Here is a 17,380-nt window from a genome sequence, read left to right on the forward strand (position 1 = left end):
TATTACGTTATGTTATGAAGCGGATAAATAATGAGGAGGTGAAACTGTGCAAGGGAAGAAGGACACATTAGCGGACAAGGTTCTACTGTCAAATGCTATTTTTAATGGCTTAGAAAATGAAGCTTCGCCTGGGTTTATTGCACTGCGGGGAGAATGTATTGCAGCAGTGGGGCGTCCCGAGGAAGCACAAGCTTGGATAGGAACTGAAACGGTTGTCTGTGATTTGGGTGATGCTTTTATCATGCCAGGAGTTCATGACAATCATGTATTTTTTACCGGATATATGTCGATGCATCGGGGCGTGGATTTGACTCATGCAGCCTCGATTGGAGAAGCAGTGGAATCCATGCTGCAAGCGGCAAACAATCTCCCGCCAGGGAAAGATGTAATCGCTTACGGTTGGAGCGAGGAAAGATGGGGCAAGCTGCCGGAACAAAGGTTGTTGGACGAGATGTTCCCTGATCGGGCGGTAATTGCCATTAACCTAAATAAAAGCTACTGCTGGATGAACCGACTGGCTCAGGAGAAATATCAATTTTTGCCGGATCAATGCAGTGCTGAGGCACGCGCTTTGCTACTCCAAGCCATGATGCAGGATCGCAGCCTTGTCAAACAAGAGTTTGTGGAGTTTTGCCGCCTGCTGGCTGCACGAGGAGTTACTTCCATAAAGGATATTGGCTTTGACCGACATAGCGAGCTACTGCCGATTCTAGAAGAATTGAAAGAAGCAGGAGAACTGCCACTCCGATTTCATTTTTCGCTTGAACCCGTTGTTGAACCGTTGGATGTTGGCACCGGTATCAAGTATAAAGCACTTTATAATGGAGACCTTATTCGTTTCCAAGGATACAAGCTGATGCTTGACGGCGTTGTAGCCGATCATACAGGGGATATGTTGGAGCCTTACGCAGATATGCCTGAAGTCACGAATTTAAGAACGGTTGATTATGAAAAAATTGAAGCCTCAGTTCTGGAAGCAGACAGCCAAGGTATCAAATGCTGCCTAACTGCAGAAGGGGATGCTGCAATTCGCCAGGCAGTATCGATGATTGAAAAATGCCGCGAACAACAAGGTAATCACCTTATTAGACATTCGATCAGTGATCTAGAGTATCCTCATCCAGATGATCTGATTAGAATGGGCGAGAACGAAATTTTTGCCGAAGTCTACGCCCAAATCCTGCTACTGAATCCTTCTTACGAGGATGCTTATATGTCTGCTGTGGTAGGTAAAGACAATGAAAACCGCTTTTATAATTATAAATCCATGCTGGAGGCTAACTTGCCAATAACCATTGGGACTGATCTGCCTTTATTTATCACTAGTGTCCCTGATTCACTGTATGCAGCCTCTCACCGATTATTCCCGGATGGCTCGCCTGCAGGAGGCTGGTATCCTGACCAAGGGATGCCGCCATCCGAAGTTTTAAGGGCATGGACCATTAATGGAGCCAAACATTGTTATATGGAAGAGGTTACAGGTACGCTGGAGGCTGGAAAATATGCTGACATCGCCGTTTTTGATCGCGACCTCCTTAACGCATCCGCTGGGGACATCAGGGATGCCCAAGTGATATTGACCATTATGGGAGGGAAGGTTACGTATAACCATTCTTGGAATGAGGGATAAACATGAACATCAAGAATAAGAAATGGAAATTATCCTTGCCCCATAGTTATACTTTAATATTTTTGATTATTATTACGGTCGCTACGTTGACATGGATTGTACCCAGCGGACAGTTTGAGCGTCATGAAGTGACAGTGAACGGTGTGATCAAAACGGCAATCGTTTCGGGAACCTATCACACTGTACCCAAAACGGGTGAGAATGGTGATTTAAGACAGGGAATCCCCCAAATCCTTAGCGCCCCGATTGAAGGGATTATCAATGCTGCCGATGTGGTCTCTTTTGTCCTTATTGTAGGCGGCTCCTTCGGGATTATTCTGCAGACGGGAGCCATCGATCGTGCTCTGACGGCTCTTGCCAGGCGACTGAAGAATAAGGGGATTTTGCTTATTCCAATTGCCATGGTTATATTCAGTCTCGGAGGCTCTACCTTTGGGATGAGCGAAGAAATTATTCCGCTTTATGCAATTTTTATTCCGTTAATGTTTGCCCTAGGCTTCGATTCTATGACTGCTATTCTCATTCTATTTCTGGGAACGCAAATTGGCTATGTTGGTTCGACTGTGAATCCATTTTCAGTATTGATTGCCCAGGGAATCGCAGGAGTGGAGGGGAATCCTCAGCTCTGGCTGAGATTTATTGAATGGCTTGTATTTACTATGATTTCTATTGCCTTTACGATGTGGTATGCGCACCGGGTTAAGAGAAATCCGGAGAAATCCATTGTTTTTCAGAGTGATATTATAAATCGCGAGCAATTTATAAAAGAAAATACAGGTGAGGACGTCGTCTTCACGTTTCGGGACAAATTAATTATAGGTGGATTTATTGTAACGCTGGGAGCCATTGTCTGGGGAATTTTGGTCAAAGGCTGGTATATGACTGAAATCGGCGCCCTTTTCTTCGCACTCGGTCTTTTTGTCGGGGTAGTCACCAAAATGAGCCAGAAGGAGATAGCTGAGAATTTTGTAAAAGGGTGTGGAGAATTCATCTACGCTGCAGTGATTATAGGTCTCGCTCGCGGAATTCTGATCATCGCCGAGCAGGGTATGATCATTGATACCGTATTGAATGCACTCGCAGGCATCCTGGAAGGATTGCCAAATTACTTGTTCACAACCATTATGTTGGTTGCACATAATATTATTACTTTCCTGGTCCCATCTTCTTCGGGGGAAGCAGCACTAACTATGCCTGTACTTGCACCGCTCGGCGATCTTGTAGGCATCAATCGTGAAGCCGTAGTCACAGCGTACCAGTTTGGTAACGGGTTAACCAATCTCATTTCACCGACAGGTGGAGTTCTGCTGGCAGGATTGGCCATTGCCCGGATCAGCTTTGGACAGTGGCTGAAGGTAATCTTCAAGCTATTCCCCATCCTGTGGTTAGTTGCTGCTATTTTCGCTGCTATTTCGGCTGCGGTGGGTATCTAATAAATCAAGTGAGAACCCCTGTCTTTTAGAGACAAGGGTTTCTTTTTGTGTATAAGTTTACGTGGAAAATGAATAATATGGATAGCATTTTTCTAAGGAGGAAATAAACTTGATGCTTGGTGATAATAGATTACTTATTGCTGCTTTAGGCGGTGTGAATGAAATCGGGAAAAACATGTATTTCATCCAATACGATCAGGATATCGTCGTAATCGATTGTGGTTCGAAGTTTCCTGATGAGAACTTGCCTGGTATTGACCTTATTGTGCCCGATGTCACCTATCTGCTGGAAAATCAGGATAAAGTCAGAGCGCTCATTGTGACTCATGGGCATGAGGATCACATCGGAGGTATTCCCTATCTGCTCAAGCAGATTAACATGCCCGTTTATGGGACAAAGCTCACCATCGAATTAATTAAGATTAAGTTAAGGGAACATAACCTTTTGCGTGATGCCGAGCTTCATCTTATAGATGCGGATTCAACCGTTCAAGCGGGAACGATTCAGGCATCCTTTTTCACCACGGTTCACAGTATCCCGGATTGCCTGGGTGTCTTTTTTCAGACACCGGAAGGAAATGTGGTCCATACCGGCGATTTCAAATTCGATATGTCTCCCGTAAGCGGACCTTTTCCGGATCTTCACCGAATGGCTGAAATAGGAAAGAAGGGGGTGAAAGTGCTGCTCTCCGAAAGTACAAATGCGGAAAGGCCAGGATTTACCCCTTCAGAACGTTTGGTTGGCGGGCATATTCTAGATGCATTTGCCAGAGCCAAACAGCAGGTGTTTATCTCCACGTTCGCTTCTAATGTTAACCGTGTCCAGCAAGTCATTGACGCGGCTGTGGAAACAGGCAGGAAACTGGTTTTACTCGGACGCAGTATGATAAATGTGGTGTCAGTGGCCAAGGAGCTGGGCTTCTTGCATATGCCTGAGGATTTACTGATTGAGGCGGGAGAAACAGAGCGGTTTCCCGCAGAAGAAATTGCAGTTTTATGTACCGGAAGCCAGGGAGAGCCGATGGCCGCATTGTCACGTTTAGCCAATTCTCTGCATCCCAAAATCGAAATTTTGCCTGGTGATACGGTCATCATTGCTGCGGGAGCCATACCGGGGAATGAGCGAAACCTATCCCAGGTCATTGACAACCTGTATGTGCTGGGTGCCCAGGTTATTTATGGATCAGGCAGTTCTACAGGGATGCACGTATCCGGTCATGGTAGCCAGGAAGAACTGAAATTAATGATGACTTTGATGAAACCACAGTATTTGATTCCTATACATGGTGAATTCAGAATGCTGTATCAGCATCGGCAACTAGCGGAGTCTGTGGGGATTCCAATGGAGAATGTATTTATCGTCCATAACGGTGACACGATTCAAATTGAAGAGGGAAGGGCATCCTTGGGCCCTAAAGTACCAGCCGGCAATAGCTTGGTAGACGGGTTGGTAACCGGTGATGTAGGTAATATTGTCCTGCGTGACCGTAAAAAACTTTCTTCAGACGGAATGCTGATTATTGTGATGACGTTGAGTAAAAATGAGAAGCAAATGCTCGCAGCGCCAGAGGTCATTTCAAGAGGCTTTGTATATGTTAAGGATTCCGAAGAGCTCATGAGTCAGATCCACGACACGATTATGTCCACAGTGAACGAGCTAACAGAAATCGAAATGAGTCAGTGGGGACTGATTAAGCAGATGTTAAAAGATGATGTTGGTCGGTTCATTTACAATCAGACGAAGAGAAGACCCATGATTTTACCTATCATTATTGAGGTTTAAGATAGCGGCAAATGTCAAAACAAGATGGATATTGTTCTTTACGCCATTTACAAAAAGAGACTTAAATCAGAAATACAACTGATTTAAGTCTTTTTCATTTCCTGTTTTTCCTAAAAATGAGGTTGTAATGGAGGTTTCTAGCGAAGCGGAGGATTTGAATCTGGAGAAGCGAAGCGTTCGCCTTTGCCACGGGATTCTAACCTTCAAATTTTTTTAAATCCAAAAATAATCCCATGGCAACAGCGATCGTAAGATCAAAGTCTACGCGTAGTGCCTCCTACTCCTACAGCATCACGTTTAAAGCCGCTTGTGTTCCTGCTGTATGCCCTGTCGTAAACGCCGCTGTAATATTATAACCACCTGTGTAACCGTGAATATCGAGAATCTCACCGCAGAAGAACAATCCAGGCATCAGCTTGGACTCCATCGTTTTCGGATTAATTTCCTTCAAATTCACACCGCCCCCGGTAACAAATGCTTCCTTCAGAGAGAGCGTACCGTTCACACGGATTGGAAACGCCTTAATGCGATGAGCAAGTTCTTGCCATTGCTGCTTGGGAATATGATCATAGGTCAAGTCCTCACGCAGTTCGGCTTGCTGGAGCAACAATGGAATCAAGCGTTCCGGTAAATAAGGCTTAAGCACGTTTTTGATCGCTTTTTTAGCATCGACCGATGCCAACTCCAGCGTCTCACGGTAGACTTCATCGGCATGTTTATGAGGCTGCAAATCGAGAGTCAATAACACCGTGTTTACCTTATCTTTTTTCATTCCCTTGACGACAAATTGACTGCACCGCAAAGCAGTTGGGCCAGATAGACCGAAATGTGTAAAAATCATATCTCCTTCATGGACGACAACTTTCTTTTGCTTCGCATTCCATACGGTCAGACTGATGTCGCGTAAGGATAGTCCCTGAAGCTCTTTCGTCTGGATGAACGTTTCGCCTGAGGTCAATGGCACCTCTGTTGGATACAGCTCCGTAATGGTATGCCCCGCTTGTTCTGCCCATGCATAGCCGTCACCTTCCGAGCCGGTATGCGGGACGGACTTGCCACCGACGGCTACAATGACATTACGGCTATGTAGGATTTCACCGGAACGCAGCCGTACCCCAGCTGTATGACCTTCTTTGTAAATAACCTCTTGAACAGGACGACTTGTCCGAATTTCGACTCCTTGAGAGCGTACCTTGTTAATCAAAGCATCGACTACTGTTTTGGCTTTGTCCGTCACTGGAAACATACGCCCATTGTCTTCTTCCTTTAAGGCTATACCCAGCTGTTCAAAAAAGGCGATGATATCCCGATTGCCAAAATCCGCCAGTGCACTGTGCAGAAAACGGCCATTGCCGGGGATGTGCCGAATGAGTTCGTCCAGCTCTTTGGCATTCGTGACATTGCAACGGCCTCCACCAGAGATCCCCAGCTTTCGCCCGAGTTTATTTCCTTTTTCAAGTAAAAGCACCTTGGCGCCCTCACTGCTGGCAGCGGCAGCAGCCATTAATCCGGCTGAGCCGCCTCCGATCACAATAACGTCGTAAGTCATAAACCTCTTCCTTTTCGTCGACAAATTTTCAAAAAATTCAGAACGGCGTAACCAATTTTTCATCATATCGCAATACCGTCATTTTAGATAACCTAAGGGCACGGTAAACGTGTATATTTTTCAATTTACAGGATTTTAAAACGCGTAAAAACGATCTTCTTATATACATCTGGTATTTAGCAGATTTTGTCGTTCTATACCGGAATTTTAACACATATATTGTAATATATTGTAGCCTGTGCTTTAATTCAACTAACGGCGTCAAGGAAAGATGATGAGGGGGAGAAGTCCTTGTTAATTGCGTTGAAGGAAAGTGTGCTCCAAGTTCTCCTTGCCGTTATATCGGCGGGTTTTTTCTCTATATTAACGGATTATGGGGATAAGAAAAAGGTTTGGGGCGGCAATCTGCTTCCTGGACCCACTCAAGGAATACTGTATTTGTGTTGCTTACCAGCCATATTGCTATGTACACTCTTTCAATATCAGTCTCCGTATGGTCTACCTTCTAATCTCGGTATTATTCCCCTTGCTGTTGGCATCATGTACGGTAGACGTCGCACTGCCTTTGTGCTCGCTGCTTCCGCACTGATGGGTGTCCTGATTATAGCCCAGTCGACAGAAATGTCCCCAATGTATGTGGGCACTGGTTTTATCCTTTTTCCTTTTATGCTCCTGCATGTCAAGTTTTTTCAAAGAGGAACATTGCTGGACAAAAAGCTCCTGATCTCTGCATATGTTGTGGCTGATATGCTGTTTAAGGCGATATTTCCGCTACTGTGGGGCAAACAGGATGTTTCTGTATACATTCCTGACTTACTTACAACGTTTTGGAATATGGGTGCAGGGGTGCTGGCAAGTTTTACGGTCGTGAGTCTAATGCATAATGCCTTTGAGAAACTGACGCTTCGGCGTGATGTGACTGAGTTTACGAGCAAATACTTAATTGAAGTGGATAAGCTGCGTCAAGTTATGGATTTGATGCCGTTATCTCTTGTTACTCTGGACAGCGAAGAACGAGTTATACATATGAACAAAACGATGCTGGAACTCTATCGAAACTACGATCCCTACATTACACTGCCTGAGATAGTGGGTCGTCCATTGAGCACGTTATATGGTTTTGACACTTTACCTGTGGTTAACGAACGAGTTGCGAAAGCATTGGAAGGAGAGGCGGGTGCTGATTTTATAAATGTTACTCCCAAAGTATTCTTCTCCAGTTTCCTTCCTATTCGGGATAAACATGTAAACCAAACGACAGGCGTCATTATCGCCCTGCAAGATATTACAGAGCTTGAGACGCTGCGCAGTGAGCTGGGCAATTTCGAGAGGCTCAGCCTGGTTGGACAGATGGCAGCGGGCATTACTCATGAAATACGTAATCCGATGGCGGTTGTGCGTGGTTTTTTACAGCTTATGCGTGAGAAAAGCCCAGAATCCCTCAACCATTATTACCGCATTGTGATGGAGGAACTTGACCGGGCGAACGGGATTATTAACGATTTTCTTTCACTGGCCCAGAATCGAATTGTCGAGAAGGAGCAATGTCATCTGCATGATATTATTCGCGAACTGACGCCTTTATTGTGGGCAGATGCGAATCTGAGGGGGCAGACGATTGATCTAAAGCTGGAGGATCATGTGACGATGCTGCATTTGAACCCTAAGGAAATAAAGCAATTGCTGCTTAATTTATCGCGTAATGCGATGGAAGCCATGGGGGAAAAGGGAGTGCTGACCATTTCTACTCATGAGGAAGGGGATTTCGTGGAACTGGAAGTAAAGGATACAGGGCCTGGAATTTCGCAAAAACAGCTTGAAAAGCTGTTCCAACCTTTTTACACCACCAAAACGAAAGGTACAGGTCTGGGTCTGGCCTTATGTCAAAGTATAGTGGAGCGTCATCACGGTACGATTGCCGTAGATTCGGTGGAGGGAATGGGCACGCAGTTTAAAGTTCGATTGCGCAGAACCGTCCCGACTTACCGGGATCATTCTGAGCCTCCTGTCATGAGTCCGATACAGAAATAATCGTTCAAAAATATAGCCGGATTTTTGCAAATTACGTGAAAAAGATTGTATAATGAAATTTAGATGTCCATGCCTTTACTACGGCAAAGGATGAAATTAGAAACGTACTATACATGATTTTCGGAAAAGGAGTGAAAGAATATGTCTATGTCTTTCGATCAATATATGAGAGATTCAGTTCAGCCGATGCGCGATGAACTGACGAATCTTGGGATTCAGGAACTGCGTACCTCTGAAGATGTGGAGGCCAAGCTGCCTAATAGTAAAGGAACAGTGCTGGTGGTTGTGAACTCGGTATGTGGTTGTGCCGCAGGCCAATGCCGCCCGGGTGTGGGTGAAGCACTGAAGCATGATATTACGCCAGATCATCTGTATTCGGTTTTTGCCGGACAGGACAAGGAAGCAACGGCAAAGGCTCGCGAATTTTTCGCACCTTACCCACCGTCTTCCCCTTCTATCGCGCTGTTGAAAGACGGCGAGTTGGTTCACTTCATCGAGCGTCATCAGGTGGAGGATCGTTCGGCAGATCAGATTGCTGCTGATTTGACCAGTGCATTTGATCGTTTTTGCCGGTAAGACTGCTCAAGCTATGCCCCGCATTTTTCGCCTGCGAAACTTGCCGGGGCTTTTGCATGTTGGCTTGTGAAGGAAATTCCTAAAAAAGAGGTGCTTATCTGATGAGTTTGCAGGAACAGATTATTGCTGAATTGGGAGTACAGCCTACGATTAACGTAGAGGCAGAGGTCCGTAAGCGTGTGGATTTCCTCAAGTCGTATGTAACGAAAACGGGAAGCAAAGGGCTGTTGATCGCCATCAGTGGCGGGATTGACAGTGCCGTAGCAGCTGCTTTGTGCAAGCGGGCTACAGATGAATTGACGCAGGAACAAGGAGACGAATACAAAACGTTGGGTGTATTCCAGCCATACGGCCAACAGGAAGATATCGAGCATAGCTACGCGGTTGCCAAAGCGTTCGACCTGAAATATGCCGGGGAAACGAATATTAAGGAAGCCGTGGACAAGGTTGCCGTAGAAGTGGAGCATACGTTAAAGGATATCGGTCTTGAGCGTTCGATTACTCCGCAAGTGAGAGGGAATGTAAAGGCAAGAACACGGATGGTGGTTCAGTACGCACTTGCGAATGAGCTGAATTTGCTCGTTGTTGGCACAGATCATGCTTCCGAAGCCATCACAGGCTTTTATACCAAATGGGGCGATGGTGCGGTCGATATTACGCCACTTAGCACGCTGAACAAACGTCAGGTGCGCTTGCTCGCCAGCTATCTCGGAGTTCCGCAGGCCATTTTGGACAAAGCGCCTACAGCTGGATTGTGGGAAGGCCAGACGGATGAAAAAGAACTGGGGATCTCCTACGAAGCAAACAGTGACTATCTGGAAGGCAAGGAAATTGACCCGGCGGCACGCGAAAAGCTGGAAAGCTTCTTTACACGTACTGCGCATAAGCGGACAAGCATCCCAGGAGTCTAAGCATTAATCATTATGTAATTTTAAAATGCTCAAGCGAGGATTTTGCAAAATTCTGAAGTAAATAAATGCGGCGATCCGCCCGGCGGATCGCCGTTTGTATTGAAGGGGTAATAATTAATTGGCGATCCACTCAATGAAGCGGCGGGTTTCGGTAATCGCCTGATCCAGTGGAAGACTGCCTCCCTGGAATGGATGAACGGTATTAAAGGTATGATTGCCGCCTTGAATTTGTACCCATTCGATGTCGGGACGAACGGATGTGAGCAGGGCAGAGCCTTCTCGTAGACGTTTGGAATCTTCGGTTCCCTGGATCAGTACAGCTGGGAGCTGGCTGTTGGCAAGTCTGTCTACAATGGCAAAACGCTGGCGATTTTGTTCCAGGTCTTCCAGAATGATAGCATCCAGCGGGAGCTGTTGCCCGGTTCTGGCGTTCTCCACATAGCTGCGTCCCTTGGCGCGCATTTCTTCTTTTTGCGGTAAAGTAAACAGATCAAGATCTGTCACGCCATTCCATGAAATGACGCCAGCAATCTCGCCGGGATGATCTAGAGCATATACAAAGCAGCTTCCCGCGCCTCGGCTATGACCTAACAGAAACAACGGCAATTCTCTGAACTCATGACGGGCTCTCAGATTGGATAGCAATAGTTCCAAATCCTCTTGTTCGCGGCTATAGGTGTTGCGTGCGAACTTTTCCAGCTCGGTAAAATTCTCCAGATCCTCACCTATGCCATTATGTGAAAAGTTGAAGGTCACAACATGGTTATCCATACTCAATGCTTCTGCTATATAGGGGAACATGCCCCAATCCTTAAATCCTTTGTAGCCATGAGCGATGATGAGCAGGCTTTTGGCTGTATTTTTAGAGGGAAACCAGGAAGCCCGGATCACCGCATCTGTTCCTGCTTCGGTACCTGCTTCAACAATAATGGTTTCTGACATCCTATCCTTCCTTTCTACGGGGATTTTTTTAAAATGGGCATATCAGCTGAATTTCAAACATTCATCTATAGCCTTTCTTATTTTAACATATTTTGGTGCTGTTTTTACGCCTTTGTGACTCGCCAGGGTGTGGACGCACTGTTACAATAGATCCAGTAAAGTATAAAGGACGGAGAATACCCAAATGATCTACGGAATTGGACATGATGTGCTGGAAATAAGCCGTATGGCTCATATTTTGGCAGGTAAATATGCAGATGCGTTTTTGAATCGAGTGCTGACCCCGGCAGAACGCGAGCTTGCTGTGGAACGCAAGGGTAGACTAACGGAGTTCGTAGCAGGGCGCTTTGCTGCCAAGGAAGCGATAACCAAAGCCTTCGGTTGCGGAATTGGGCAAATCATCGGGTTTGGCGATATGGATATTTTACCGGAACCTGGGGGGAAGCCAGTAGTTTATTTGTCTTCATCCGCGTGGGATCGACTGAGATTGCCGAATACAGGTGACTCAAATTACAGCATTCACTTGAGTATTACACATCAGCCTAACATTGCCTCTGCTTTTGTGATTGTCGAATATAAGGAGACGTGATGTGATGACTACAAATACATTGGAACAAAAGCGTTATTTCAGCTTTGAACTGTTGAATTGGTATACGCGTAACAAACGCGATTTGCCGTGGCGACGTCATCGGAATCCTTTTTATATCTGGATCTCGGAAATTATGCTTCAGCAGACGCGTGTCGATACGGTCATTCCGTATTTTAATCGCTTTATTGCACGCTTTCCTACGATTGAAGCGCTGGCGGAAGCACCCGAGGAGGATGTGCTTAAGCTATGGGAAGGACTGGGCTATTATTCACGGGCTCGGAATTTACAAACTGCGGCAAAACAAGTAGTTGAGCTTCACGGAGGGCAGGTGCCAGATGATACACAAGCTGTTGCTGCACTGAAAGGAGTAGGCCCGTATACGACGGGGGCGATTATGAGTATCGCCTTCAATCGACCAGAGCCTGCTGTGGACGGGAATGTGATGCGTGTGCTGTCGCGTTATTTTCTCATTGAAGAGGATATTATGAAGGGCAGCACGCGGGCGCATATGGAAAGTCTGGTACGGGAGCTGATTCCCGAAGGAAGAGCTTCTGATTTTAATCAGGCTCTAATGGAGCTGGGCGCACTGGTCTGTACGCCGAAGTCGCCTCATTGTCTGACCTGCCCGGTCATGGAGCATTGCTCGGGCAGGCTGGCAGGTCGCGAGGAGACACTGCCAGTCAAGACCAAGGCAAAGCCGCCGCGGCTGGAGCCGCGCTCCGTCGCTCTCATCGAGGGCAGCGGAGCGAACACCGGCCGTCTGCTCGTACGGCAGCGCCCGGCCAAGGGCCTGTTGGCCCGCATGTGGGAGCTGCCGCATGAGCTTGCCGGACCGGAGGGGTACAACGGTCCGGTGCCAGATGAGCCAGCCATGGACCATCTGGCGGCTCATTTGCTGGCAGAGGGCGTGCTTGCGCGCCCGGTGCGGTTTGTACGTGAGGCGGAGCACACGTTCAGCCACATTCACTGGAACCTGCGTGTGTTCCAGTGTGAGGAGGTCGCCGCCCCTGCCGGGGAGGCGGGAGGCCCCCCGCTGGCTGCCGAGCAGCGGGCCAGCTACAGCACCGGAGCGAAGCCAGGTGCGTTAATTGCGCTGGCTGAGCAGGCGGAGCACGCGCATAATGCGCTGCCAGCGGGGTACCGCTGGATCAGCGAAGCGGATATGGCCACCTTGGCGTTTCCCAAGGTGTTCCTCGATCTGATCACCGAGTATTATGCGAAGCAAAAAGAGAACTGATGTTAATGAAATAACTGTCAGTAAAAGACAAAGTGTTTAATTTATCCTATAAAATGGAAACGGCGACAACTAAGGACGAGAAAATAAAGTCCTAGACTGTCGCTGTTTCCCTTGAACTAACGTTTCCCGTTAGCGGAATGCTCGCTAACCGTAACAACATTAGACGTACCTTTCTCGCGTATTGTTCTCTCCACCCCTAGAGTCTTCGCTCTTGTCCCCAATGGGGTTAGATTTGATTTCACATAACAAGCTATCTCCCCCTACCTGAATAAATAATATTCCTTAACTGGATGACCTGACTTTTAAGCTCTTTCTCTCTCTCCAAAAAGTAGAGCGAAGCTTGCAGCAACGGGAAGTTCGGTTCCGCTTTACGAGTTTCGTTCTGGATAAAATGGTAAACCTCTTTCAACTCCGAACGATGTTTTGCGCCGGATGGAAGAACATTAAGGGCCGAATCCATCTCCCGGAACAGCTCGGTAAGGAACTGCTCTCTCTCCCCTTGGCGGTCCTCGAGCCCCCAGCTTAAATACCTCTCGAACGAAGCCTGTTTCAGCAGAGGCTTCAGGTTAGAGGCCATCATATGCTTAACGAGCACATTGAGCTTATCCAAAATGAACCTTGCCGTTTCCTCAAGCGATAGAGACTTTTCTTCATAAACGATCCAAAATAAGTACTCCTTCAGAATCGCACGATAGATGGAAACCAAATCCCACAGGAACGGATAAATTTCTTCGCCATAAACCTGTATCAAGCACTCTTTATGCCATCGGATGAGCCGCCCTCTAACCTTGTGTCTAAGCGGCTGGAACTTGGGATCCTGTTGGATGGGGAGCTCCGTGAATTCGATCAGAATATGCTTGTATTCCATAAAATAACGGAATCGCAGAATGATCTGCTGCAGAAACTGCTCTTCTGGCGAGAGTTCGGGAAAGCGTTTCAGTTCATCGACTTGATCAAAATAGGCGTTATGGCATTGATCAAACACCTCGCTGAAGAGGTCTTCCTTGGAAGGGAAATATTTATAGACTGATCCTTTGGCAATACCGCAATCCTCGGCAATATCCTGTATCGTCGTCGAAAGAAACCCATGTTCCTTAAAAAGCTTCATCGCCGATTTTAAAACCTCTTCCCTTGTCACACTCATAAGAAAAATCTCCCCCTTGACTATTCATGAATGATAGTACAAAATACGGAACATGAAGTCAAATGACTATATGTTCGCGTAATTAGACATACGGTCAAATCGAAGAGATGAGGAGAACATACAGAATGGAACGATTATGGGATCCACAAAAAACAGCGTTGGTTGTTATTGACTTGCAAAAGTGGATAGGAAATCAATACGCCCCTTATTCTGCTGAGCAGGTAGTGTCTAACGCCGCAGCCTTGGCAGATACTTTCCGTGAGCAAAGCTCAATGGTTGCACTGGTCCGGGTATCTAGTAAAGATTTGAAGGATATCCCGCGTCCTAAGTTGGATTCGCCTGGACCACCCCTGAATCTGCCTGAAGGATGGGATCAAATCGTCCCGGAAATGCGGGTCACCGAGACAGACCATATCATCACGAAGAAGCAATGGGGGGCTTTTTACGGAACGGAGCTCGACCTTCAGTTGCGCCGCCGAGGAATTGATACCATCGTCTTATGCGGCATCGCTACTGAGTTGGGCGTTGATACGACTGCGCGGGAAGCGTTTATGCATGGGTATCAGCTGATTTTGGCGATTGATGCTATGACTGGATTTTCCGAAACCGGGCATGATTACGTAAAAAATTTCATTTTTCCACGCATCGGGCGTACCCGGACAACACAGGAAATCCTCTCTGCCCTTTCAGGCAACTGTTTATAGTTGAAAAAATGACTTTCCCATTTCCCGTGTATTATTTGACCGAATACACGAAGAACGCCACAGCTTGAAACTCGCTTTGCGTTTGCTGGGAATCTCATCTGGCCATACTTAAAGGACGATTATGTGTTCCCAGGGTGCACATATTGGCTGACGGCATGGGATACGACCTGCTGCACCAAATATACAAAGTAACCGCTGAATGATATAGAGCGAACGGCTCGTCGCAATTGGCACGCGCTTCTTGTATAGCAACCAGCATGAGTTCCGCAGTGCCCAATGGGACGAGTACGCCTAGTGGCGCAGCGCTAATGCTAATCATAATTGCCAGTGGAATTGGTGGTGCTCTTTTAAACGGTCTTTTCCAATCATGAGCTGCGCTTTTATTGTCTTTCGTAAGGCCATACGATTTATCGAAAGCTTTAAACTATCCTGCCCGTTAGTTAAACAAAGGCAGCCGATCACTATGATCGGCTGCCTTCTTGTCTTTTATGAGCTATCGTTTTCCGTTAGCATAATGACTTACTGTGATACGGTTCACCGTGCTGTTTGTAACGGCAAGTTTAATGGTCATCTACACGGAGGGCCTTCTTAGCGTTATAAGCTACAAACTTTACAACGATTACTCAGATAACGGACGACAGCATCAATAAGAGCAAGTCGGGAGAAACGAACGCGTTCACGAAATGGTTTGTAAAATACGAATGATTTCTTTTTCGATAACGGAATCGTCAACAGTATCCAGATACTCAGGACTAATCACTTGATACTGTTTCATCTTATAAAATTCCATAACGGCTTGTTTCAAGGTGAGATCATACCATTGAATACTAAAGGTCGGTTCCATAATGCGCCGAAGCGTAGCATCGTCTTGAACTAAGGACAGCGCAACGTGCATTCTGTTAAAAATCTTTTTATCCATACCGGATTGAAAAAAAGATTGTAAATTTTTAATTCTATTTTGTTGAGCAACGGAAATATTTTCAAAAAGTCGTGGATAAAATTCCTTAAGGTCTTGCAGGAACAAATCGGATAAATAAATAACACCTATTAACGATTCCAGAAACGTTTTTTGAAAGCGATCAATATATGAAACGGAATCATCATATACAACGGTGTCAGCCTGCTGCAAGTACTGAATTCCATACTCTACAACCTGTTCGATGATTTCATCTTTGGATGAAAAATGCTTGTAAAGCGTCACTTTACTAATATCCATATGTTTTGCGATATCGTCAATTTTCAGTTGGCTGAATCTGGTTCTTCTAATTACAGGTTTGATTTTATTAAGATATTGATCTGCGCTCATGGGTTTTCTCACGATTGAAGCCTCCTCTACCGCTCGTCAAATCATATTATATCAAAATAGAGGTATCAATAAACAATGTTTAAAAAGATTATTAAATTAACTAATTTTATTAAATTAGTTTACTTAGTTTATTTATCCGATGTATAATCTCTCTTGTAATGAATATCCAATCAAGGAAGGGATAACGGTCCCAATAAGCGATATCCATTTCTCGAAATCACATTAAAAAAGGAGATTACACAATGAAAATCACAGTTCTCGGCTCACTCGGCAATATTAACCGCAACTACCTCCCATCCCTAATCGCAGACGGCCACGATGTTACCGTCATCACAAGCTCCAAAGATCGTATCGCCGACATCAAAGCGCTCGGTGCCAAACCAGCGGTCGGCTCAAACCTCGACGTCGAATTCCTCGCGCAGGCTTTTGCAGGTAGCGACGTCGTCTACCTCATGATATCAGGTATCAATTATGCCTCTGGCACCGACATGTGGCAGACCGCCATTGATCTTTCTGAAAATTATAAGGCCGCTGTGCTAAAATCAGGCGTAAAAAACGTCGTCAACCTCAGCTCAGTCGGCGCCGACAACCCAAACGCCGGCATTCTCTACAGCTATCATTTTGCAGAAGAAGCGCTAAACTCGCTTGAAGACGTGAACGTTGTCCACATCCGCCCTGTCGGCTTTTACAGCAATCTTTTTGCCGACATGCAAAGCCTAAAAACCCAGCAGACCATCTTCAGCCCAATTTCAGTTGACATCCCACAAGGCTGGGTCAGCCCCGTTGATATCGCGGACGTCGCTTACGCCCTGATTTCTCACACCCCATCGGGTAAAAGTGCGAAGTTCATTGTTAGTGACTGGGCCACAGGTAACGACTGGCTCAATGCCCTTGCTGAGAATGGTATCGAGGCCAAATACCAACAAATCACCGTTGAAGCTCTTGCTGAGAATATGAAAAAAATCGGCTTCCACGAAAACACTGCCAATGCCTTTGCCCAAATGAACCGCGCCTGCGAGAACGCCGACGAGTTCTACGTCAGCCTCCGTGCCACCGACTACCACCTCGGTAAAGTCAAGGTCGAAGACTTTGCAAAAGTTTTTGCAGATGTGTATATTAAATCTGTTTAAACAGCGAGAATATTGTTTAACCTGCGGATGAGAACGCGCCTAAGTGCGCTATTTCTTTCGATAACTTGAGACCTCGAATAGGGTTTACTATGACTTGGTTTTGACATATAAAGAACAAAGCTCGCTGAAGTGACAGCGAGCTTTGTTCTTTATTGATGAATGCGCACAAAAAAATAACCTTACCTGTGATAAGGTTCATATCGATTGACTTTAAACTAATCTGCTCGTTAGCTTAATGAAATAGCGTCAGTCTAATGTAGTGTAGTGCTTAGGAGAAAGAAAATAAGCCCATCACTTTGATTTGGAGGTTAAATCATTTCCAATTAATAAAGGGATAGGCTCTCTTTGGTATTAAATAAGGCGTGGTAAAAGCCAATTTATTGAGCTATCGTTTCCCCGTTAGCGTAATCAGCGA

At 46.0% G+C, this 17,380-nt stretch carries 15 protein-coding genes; 10 read left to right on the forward strand and 5 right to left on the reverse strand.

Annotated features, from left to right (window positions below):
- Positions 1 to 46 precede the first annotated feature (46 nt).
- The 3 genes from ACWA2B_RS09175 (at position 47) to ACWA2B_RS09185 (ending at position 4,846) form a co-directional block, all read left to right on the forward strand.
- Complete coding sequence (locus ACWA2B_RS09175; RefSeq protein ID WP_449291953.1) at positions 47 to 1,630, forward strand: amidohydrolase; 1,584 nt, start codon at positions 47 to 49, stop codon at positions 1,628 to 1,630.
- Between the two features lie 2 nt (positions 1,631 to 1,632).
- Positions 1,633 to 3,063 (forward strand): YfcC family protein, encoded by a 1,431-nt coding sequence (locus tag ACWA2B_RS09180; RefSeq protein WP_449291954.1) that lies wholly within the window; start codon positions 1,633 to 1,635, stop codon positions 3,061 to 3,063.
- A gap of 112 nt (positions 3,064 to 3,175) precedes the next feature.
- Entirely contained in the window at positions 3,176 to 4,846 is a 1,671-nt protein-coding gene (locus ACWA2B_RS09185) for a ribonuclease J (protein ID WP_029515804.1), read from the forward strand.
- A gap of 283 nt (positions 4,847 to 5,129) precedes the next feature.
- Here ACWA2B_RS09185 and ACWA2B_RS09190 read toward each other — a convergent pair whose 3' ends face one another.
- The gene (locus ACWA2B_RS09190) at positions 5,130 to 6,395 is read right to left on the reverse strand and encodes an NAD(P)/FAD-dependent oxidoreductase (protein WP_449291955.1); all 1,266 of its coding nucleotides are present in this window, start codon (positions 6,393 to 6,395) and stop codon (positions 5,130 to 5,132) included.
- Positions 6,396 to 6,686: 291 nt separating this feature from the next.
- On the opposite strand from ACWA2B_RS09190, the gene ACWA2B_RS09195 reads away from it, so the two are divergent.
- The 3 genes from ACWA2B_RS09195 (at position 6,687) to nadE (ending at position 9,913) form a co-directional block, all read left to right on the forward strand.
- Positions 6,687 to 8,426, forward strand: coding sequence for a two-component system sensor histidine kinase NtrB (locus tag ACWA2B_RS09195; protein ID WP_039270619.1), 1,740 nt, complete (start codon positions 6,687 to 6,689; stop codon positions 8,424 to 8,426).
- Positions 8,427 to 8,567: 141 nt separating this feature from the next.
- Positions 8,568 to 9,002, forward strand: a complete 435-nt coding sequence (locus ACWA2B_RS09200) for a BrxA/BrxB family bacilliredoxin (RefSeq protein WP_029515801.1) — start codon at positions 8,568 to 8,570, stop codon at positions 9,000 to 9,002.
- A 101-nt stretch (positions 9,003 to 9,103) separates the two neighbouring features.
- Positions 9,104 to 9,913, forward strand: a complete 810-nt coding sequence (nadE, locus tag ACWA2B_RS09205) for an ammonia-dependent NAD(+) synthetase (RefSeq protein WP_025722646.1) — start codon at positions 9,104 to 9,106, stop codon at positions 9,911 to 9,913.
- Between the two features lie 114 nt (positions 9,914 to 10,027).
- Here the strand turns inward: nadE and ACWA2B_RS09210 are convergent, their stop codons facing one another.
- Complete coding sequence (locus tag ACWA2B_RS09210; RefSeq protein WP_029515800.1) at positions 10,028 to 10,855, reverse strand: alpha/beta hydrolase family protein; 828 nt, start codon at positions 10,853 to 10,855, stop codon at positions 10,028 to 10,030.
- 184 nt (positions 10,856 to 11,039) lie between these two features.
- Here ACWA2B_RS09210 and acpS point away from each other — a divergent pair, with 184 nt between their 5' ends.
- Complete coding sequence (gene acpS, locus ACWA2B_RS09215) at positions 11,040 to 11,444, forward strand: holo-ACP synthase (protein WP_029515799.1); 405 nt, start codon at positions 11,040 to 11,042, stop codon at positions 11,442 to 11,444.
- Positions 11,445 to 11,448: 4 nt separating this feature from the next.
- Entirely contained in the window at positions 11,449 to 12,681 is a 1,233-nt protein-coding gene (gene mutY / locus ACWA2B_RS09220; RefSeq protein ID WP_069012132.1) for an A/G-specific adenine glycosylase, read from the forward strand.
- Positions 12,682 to 12,931: 250 nt separating this feature from the next.
- On the opposite strand, the gene ACWA2B_RS09225 is transcribed toward mutY, so the two are convergent.
- Positions 12,932 to 13,825: a TetR/AcrR family transcriptional regulator gene (locus ACWA2B_RS09225; protein ID WP_165148399.1), complete on the reverse strand. Its 894-nt coding sequence runs from the start codon at positions 13,823 to 13,825 to the stop codon at positions 12,932 to 12,934.
- 125 nt (positions 13,826 to 13,950) lie between these two features.
- Here ACWA2B_RS09225 and ACWA2B_RS09230 point away from each other — a divergent pair, with 125 nt between their 5' ends.
- The gene (locus tag ACWA2B_RS09230; RefSeq protein ID WP_029515795.1) at positions 13,951 to 14,529 is read left to right on the forward strand and encodes a hydrolase; all 579 of its coding nucleotides are present in this window, start codon (positions 13,951 to 13,953) and stop codon (positions 14,527 to 14,529) included.
- Between the two features lie 94 nt (positions 14,530 to 14,623).
- On the opposite strand, the gene ACWA2B_RS09235 is transcribed toward ACWA2B_RS09230, so the two are convergent.
- Positions 14,624 to 14,848, reverse strand: a complete 225-nt coding sequence (locus ACWA2B_RS09235) for a hypothetical protein (RefSeq protein WP_141695485.1) — start codon at positions 14,846 to 14,848, stop codon at positions 14,624 to 14,626.
- Between the two features lie 357 nt (positions 14,849 to 15,205).
- On the reverse strand, positions 15,206 to 15,847 hold the full coding sequence (locus ACWA2B_RS09240) for a TetR/AcrR family transcriptional regulator (protein WP_029515793.1): 642 nt from the start codon (positions 15,845 to 15,847) through the stop codon (positions 15,206 to 15,208).
- Positions 15,848 to 16,077: 230 nt separating this feature from the next.
- Here ACWA2B_RS09240 and ACWA2B_RS09245 point away from each other — a divergent pair, with 230 nt between their 5' ends.
- A complete protein-coding gene (locus tag ACWA2B_RS09245) occupies positions 16,078 to 16,965 on the forward strand; it encodes an NAD(P)H-binding protein (RefSeq protein ID WP_069011272.1) in 888 nt (295 codons plus the stop codon).
- Positions 16,966 to 17,380 lie beyond the last annotated feature (415 nt).

The sequence above is a fragment of the Paenibacillus sp. CMM36 genome, from assembly GCF_053570945.1.

Excerpts from the sequence above, each read along its gene's own strand:
- ACWA2B_RS09180 (WP_449291954.1), top strand. The coding sequence starts at position 1,633 with ATGAACATCAAGAATAAGAAATGGAAATTATCCTTGCCCCATAGTTAT.
- ACWA2B_RS09185 (WP_029515804.1), top strand. The coding sequence starts at position 3,176 with ATGCTTGGTGATAATAGATTACTTATTGCTGCTTTAGGCGGTGTGAAT.
- ACWA2B_RS09190 (WP_449291955.1), bottom strand. The coding sequence starts at position 6,395 with ATGACTTACGACGTTATTGTGATCGGAGGCGGCTCAGCCGGATTAATG.
- ACWA2B_RS09200 (WP_029515801.1), top strand. The coding sequence starts at position 8,568 with ATGTCTATGTCTTTCGATCAATATATGAGAGATTCAGTTCAGCCGATG.
- nadE (WP_025722646.1), top strand. The coding sequence starts at position 9,104 with ATGAGTTTGCAGGAACAGATTATTGCTGAATTGGGAGTACAGCCTACG.
- ACWA2B_RS09210 (WP_029515800.1), bottom strand. The coding sequence starts at position 10,855 with ATGTCAGAAACCATTATTGTTGAAGCAGGTACCGAAGCAGGAACAGAT.
- acpS (WP_029515799.1), top strand. The coding sequence starts at position 11,040 with ATGATCTACGGAATTGGACATGATGTGCTGGAAATAAGCCGTATGGCT.
- mutY (WP_069012132.1), top strand. The coding sequence starts at position 11,449 with ATGACTACAAATACATTGGAACAAAAGCGTTATTTCAGCTTTGAACTG.
- ACWA2B_RS09225 (WP_165148399.1), bottom strand. The coding sequence starts at position 13,825 with ATGAGTGTGACAAGGGAAGAGGTTTTAAAATCGGCGATGAAGCTTTTT.
- ACWA2B_RS09230 (WP_029515795.1), top strand. The coding sequence starts at position 13,951 with ATGGAACGATTATGGGATCCACAAAAAACAGCGTTGGTTGTTATTGAC.
- ACWA2B_RS09235 (WP_141695485.1), bottom strand. The coding sequence starts at position 14,848 with ATGATTAGCATTAGCGCTGCGCCACTAGGCGTACTCGTCCCATTGGGC.
- ACWA2B_RS09245 (WP_069011272.1), top strand. The coding sequence starts at position 16,078 with ATGAAAATCACAGTTCTCGGCTCACTCGGCAATATTAACCGCAACTAC.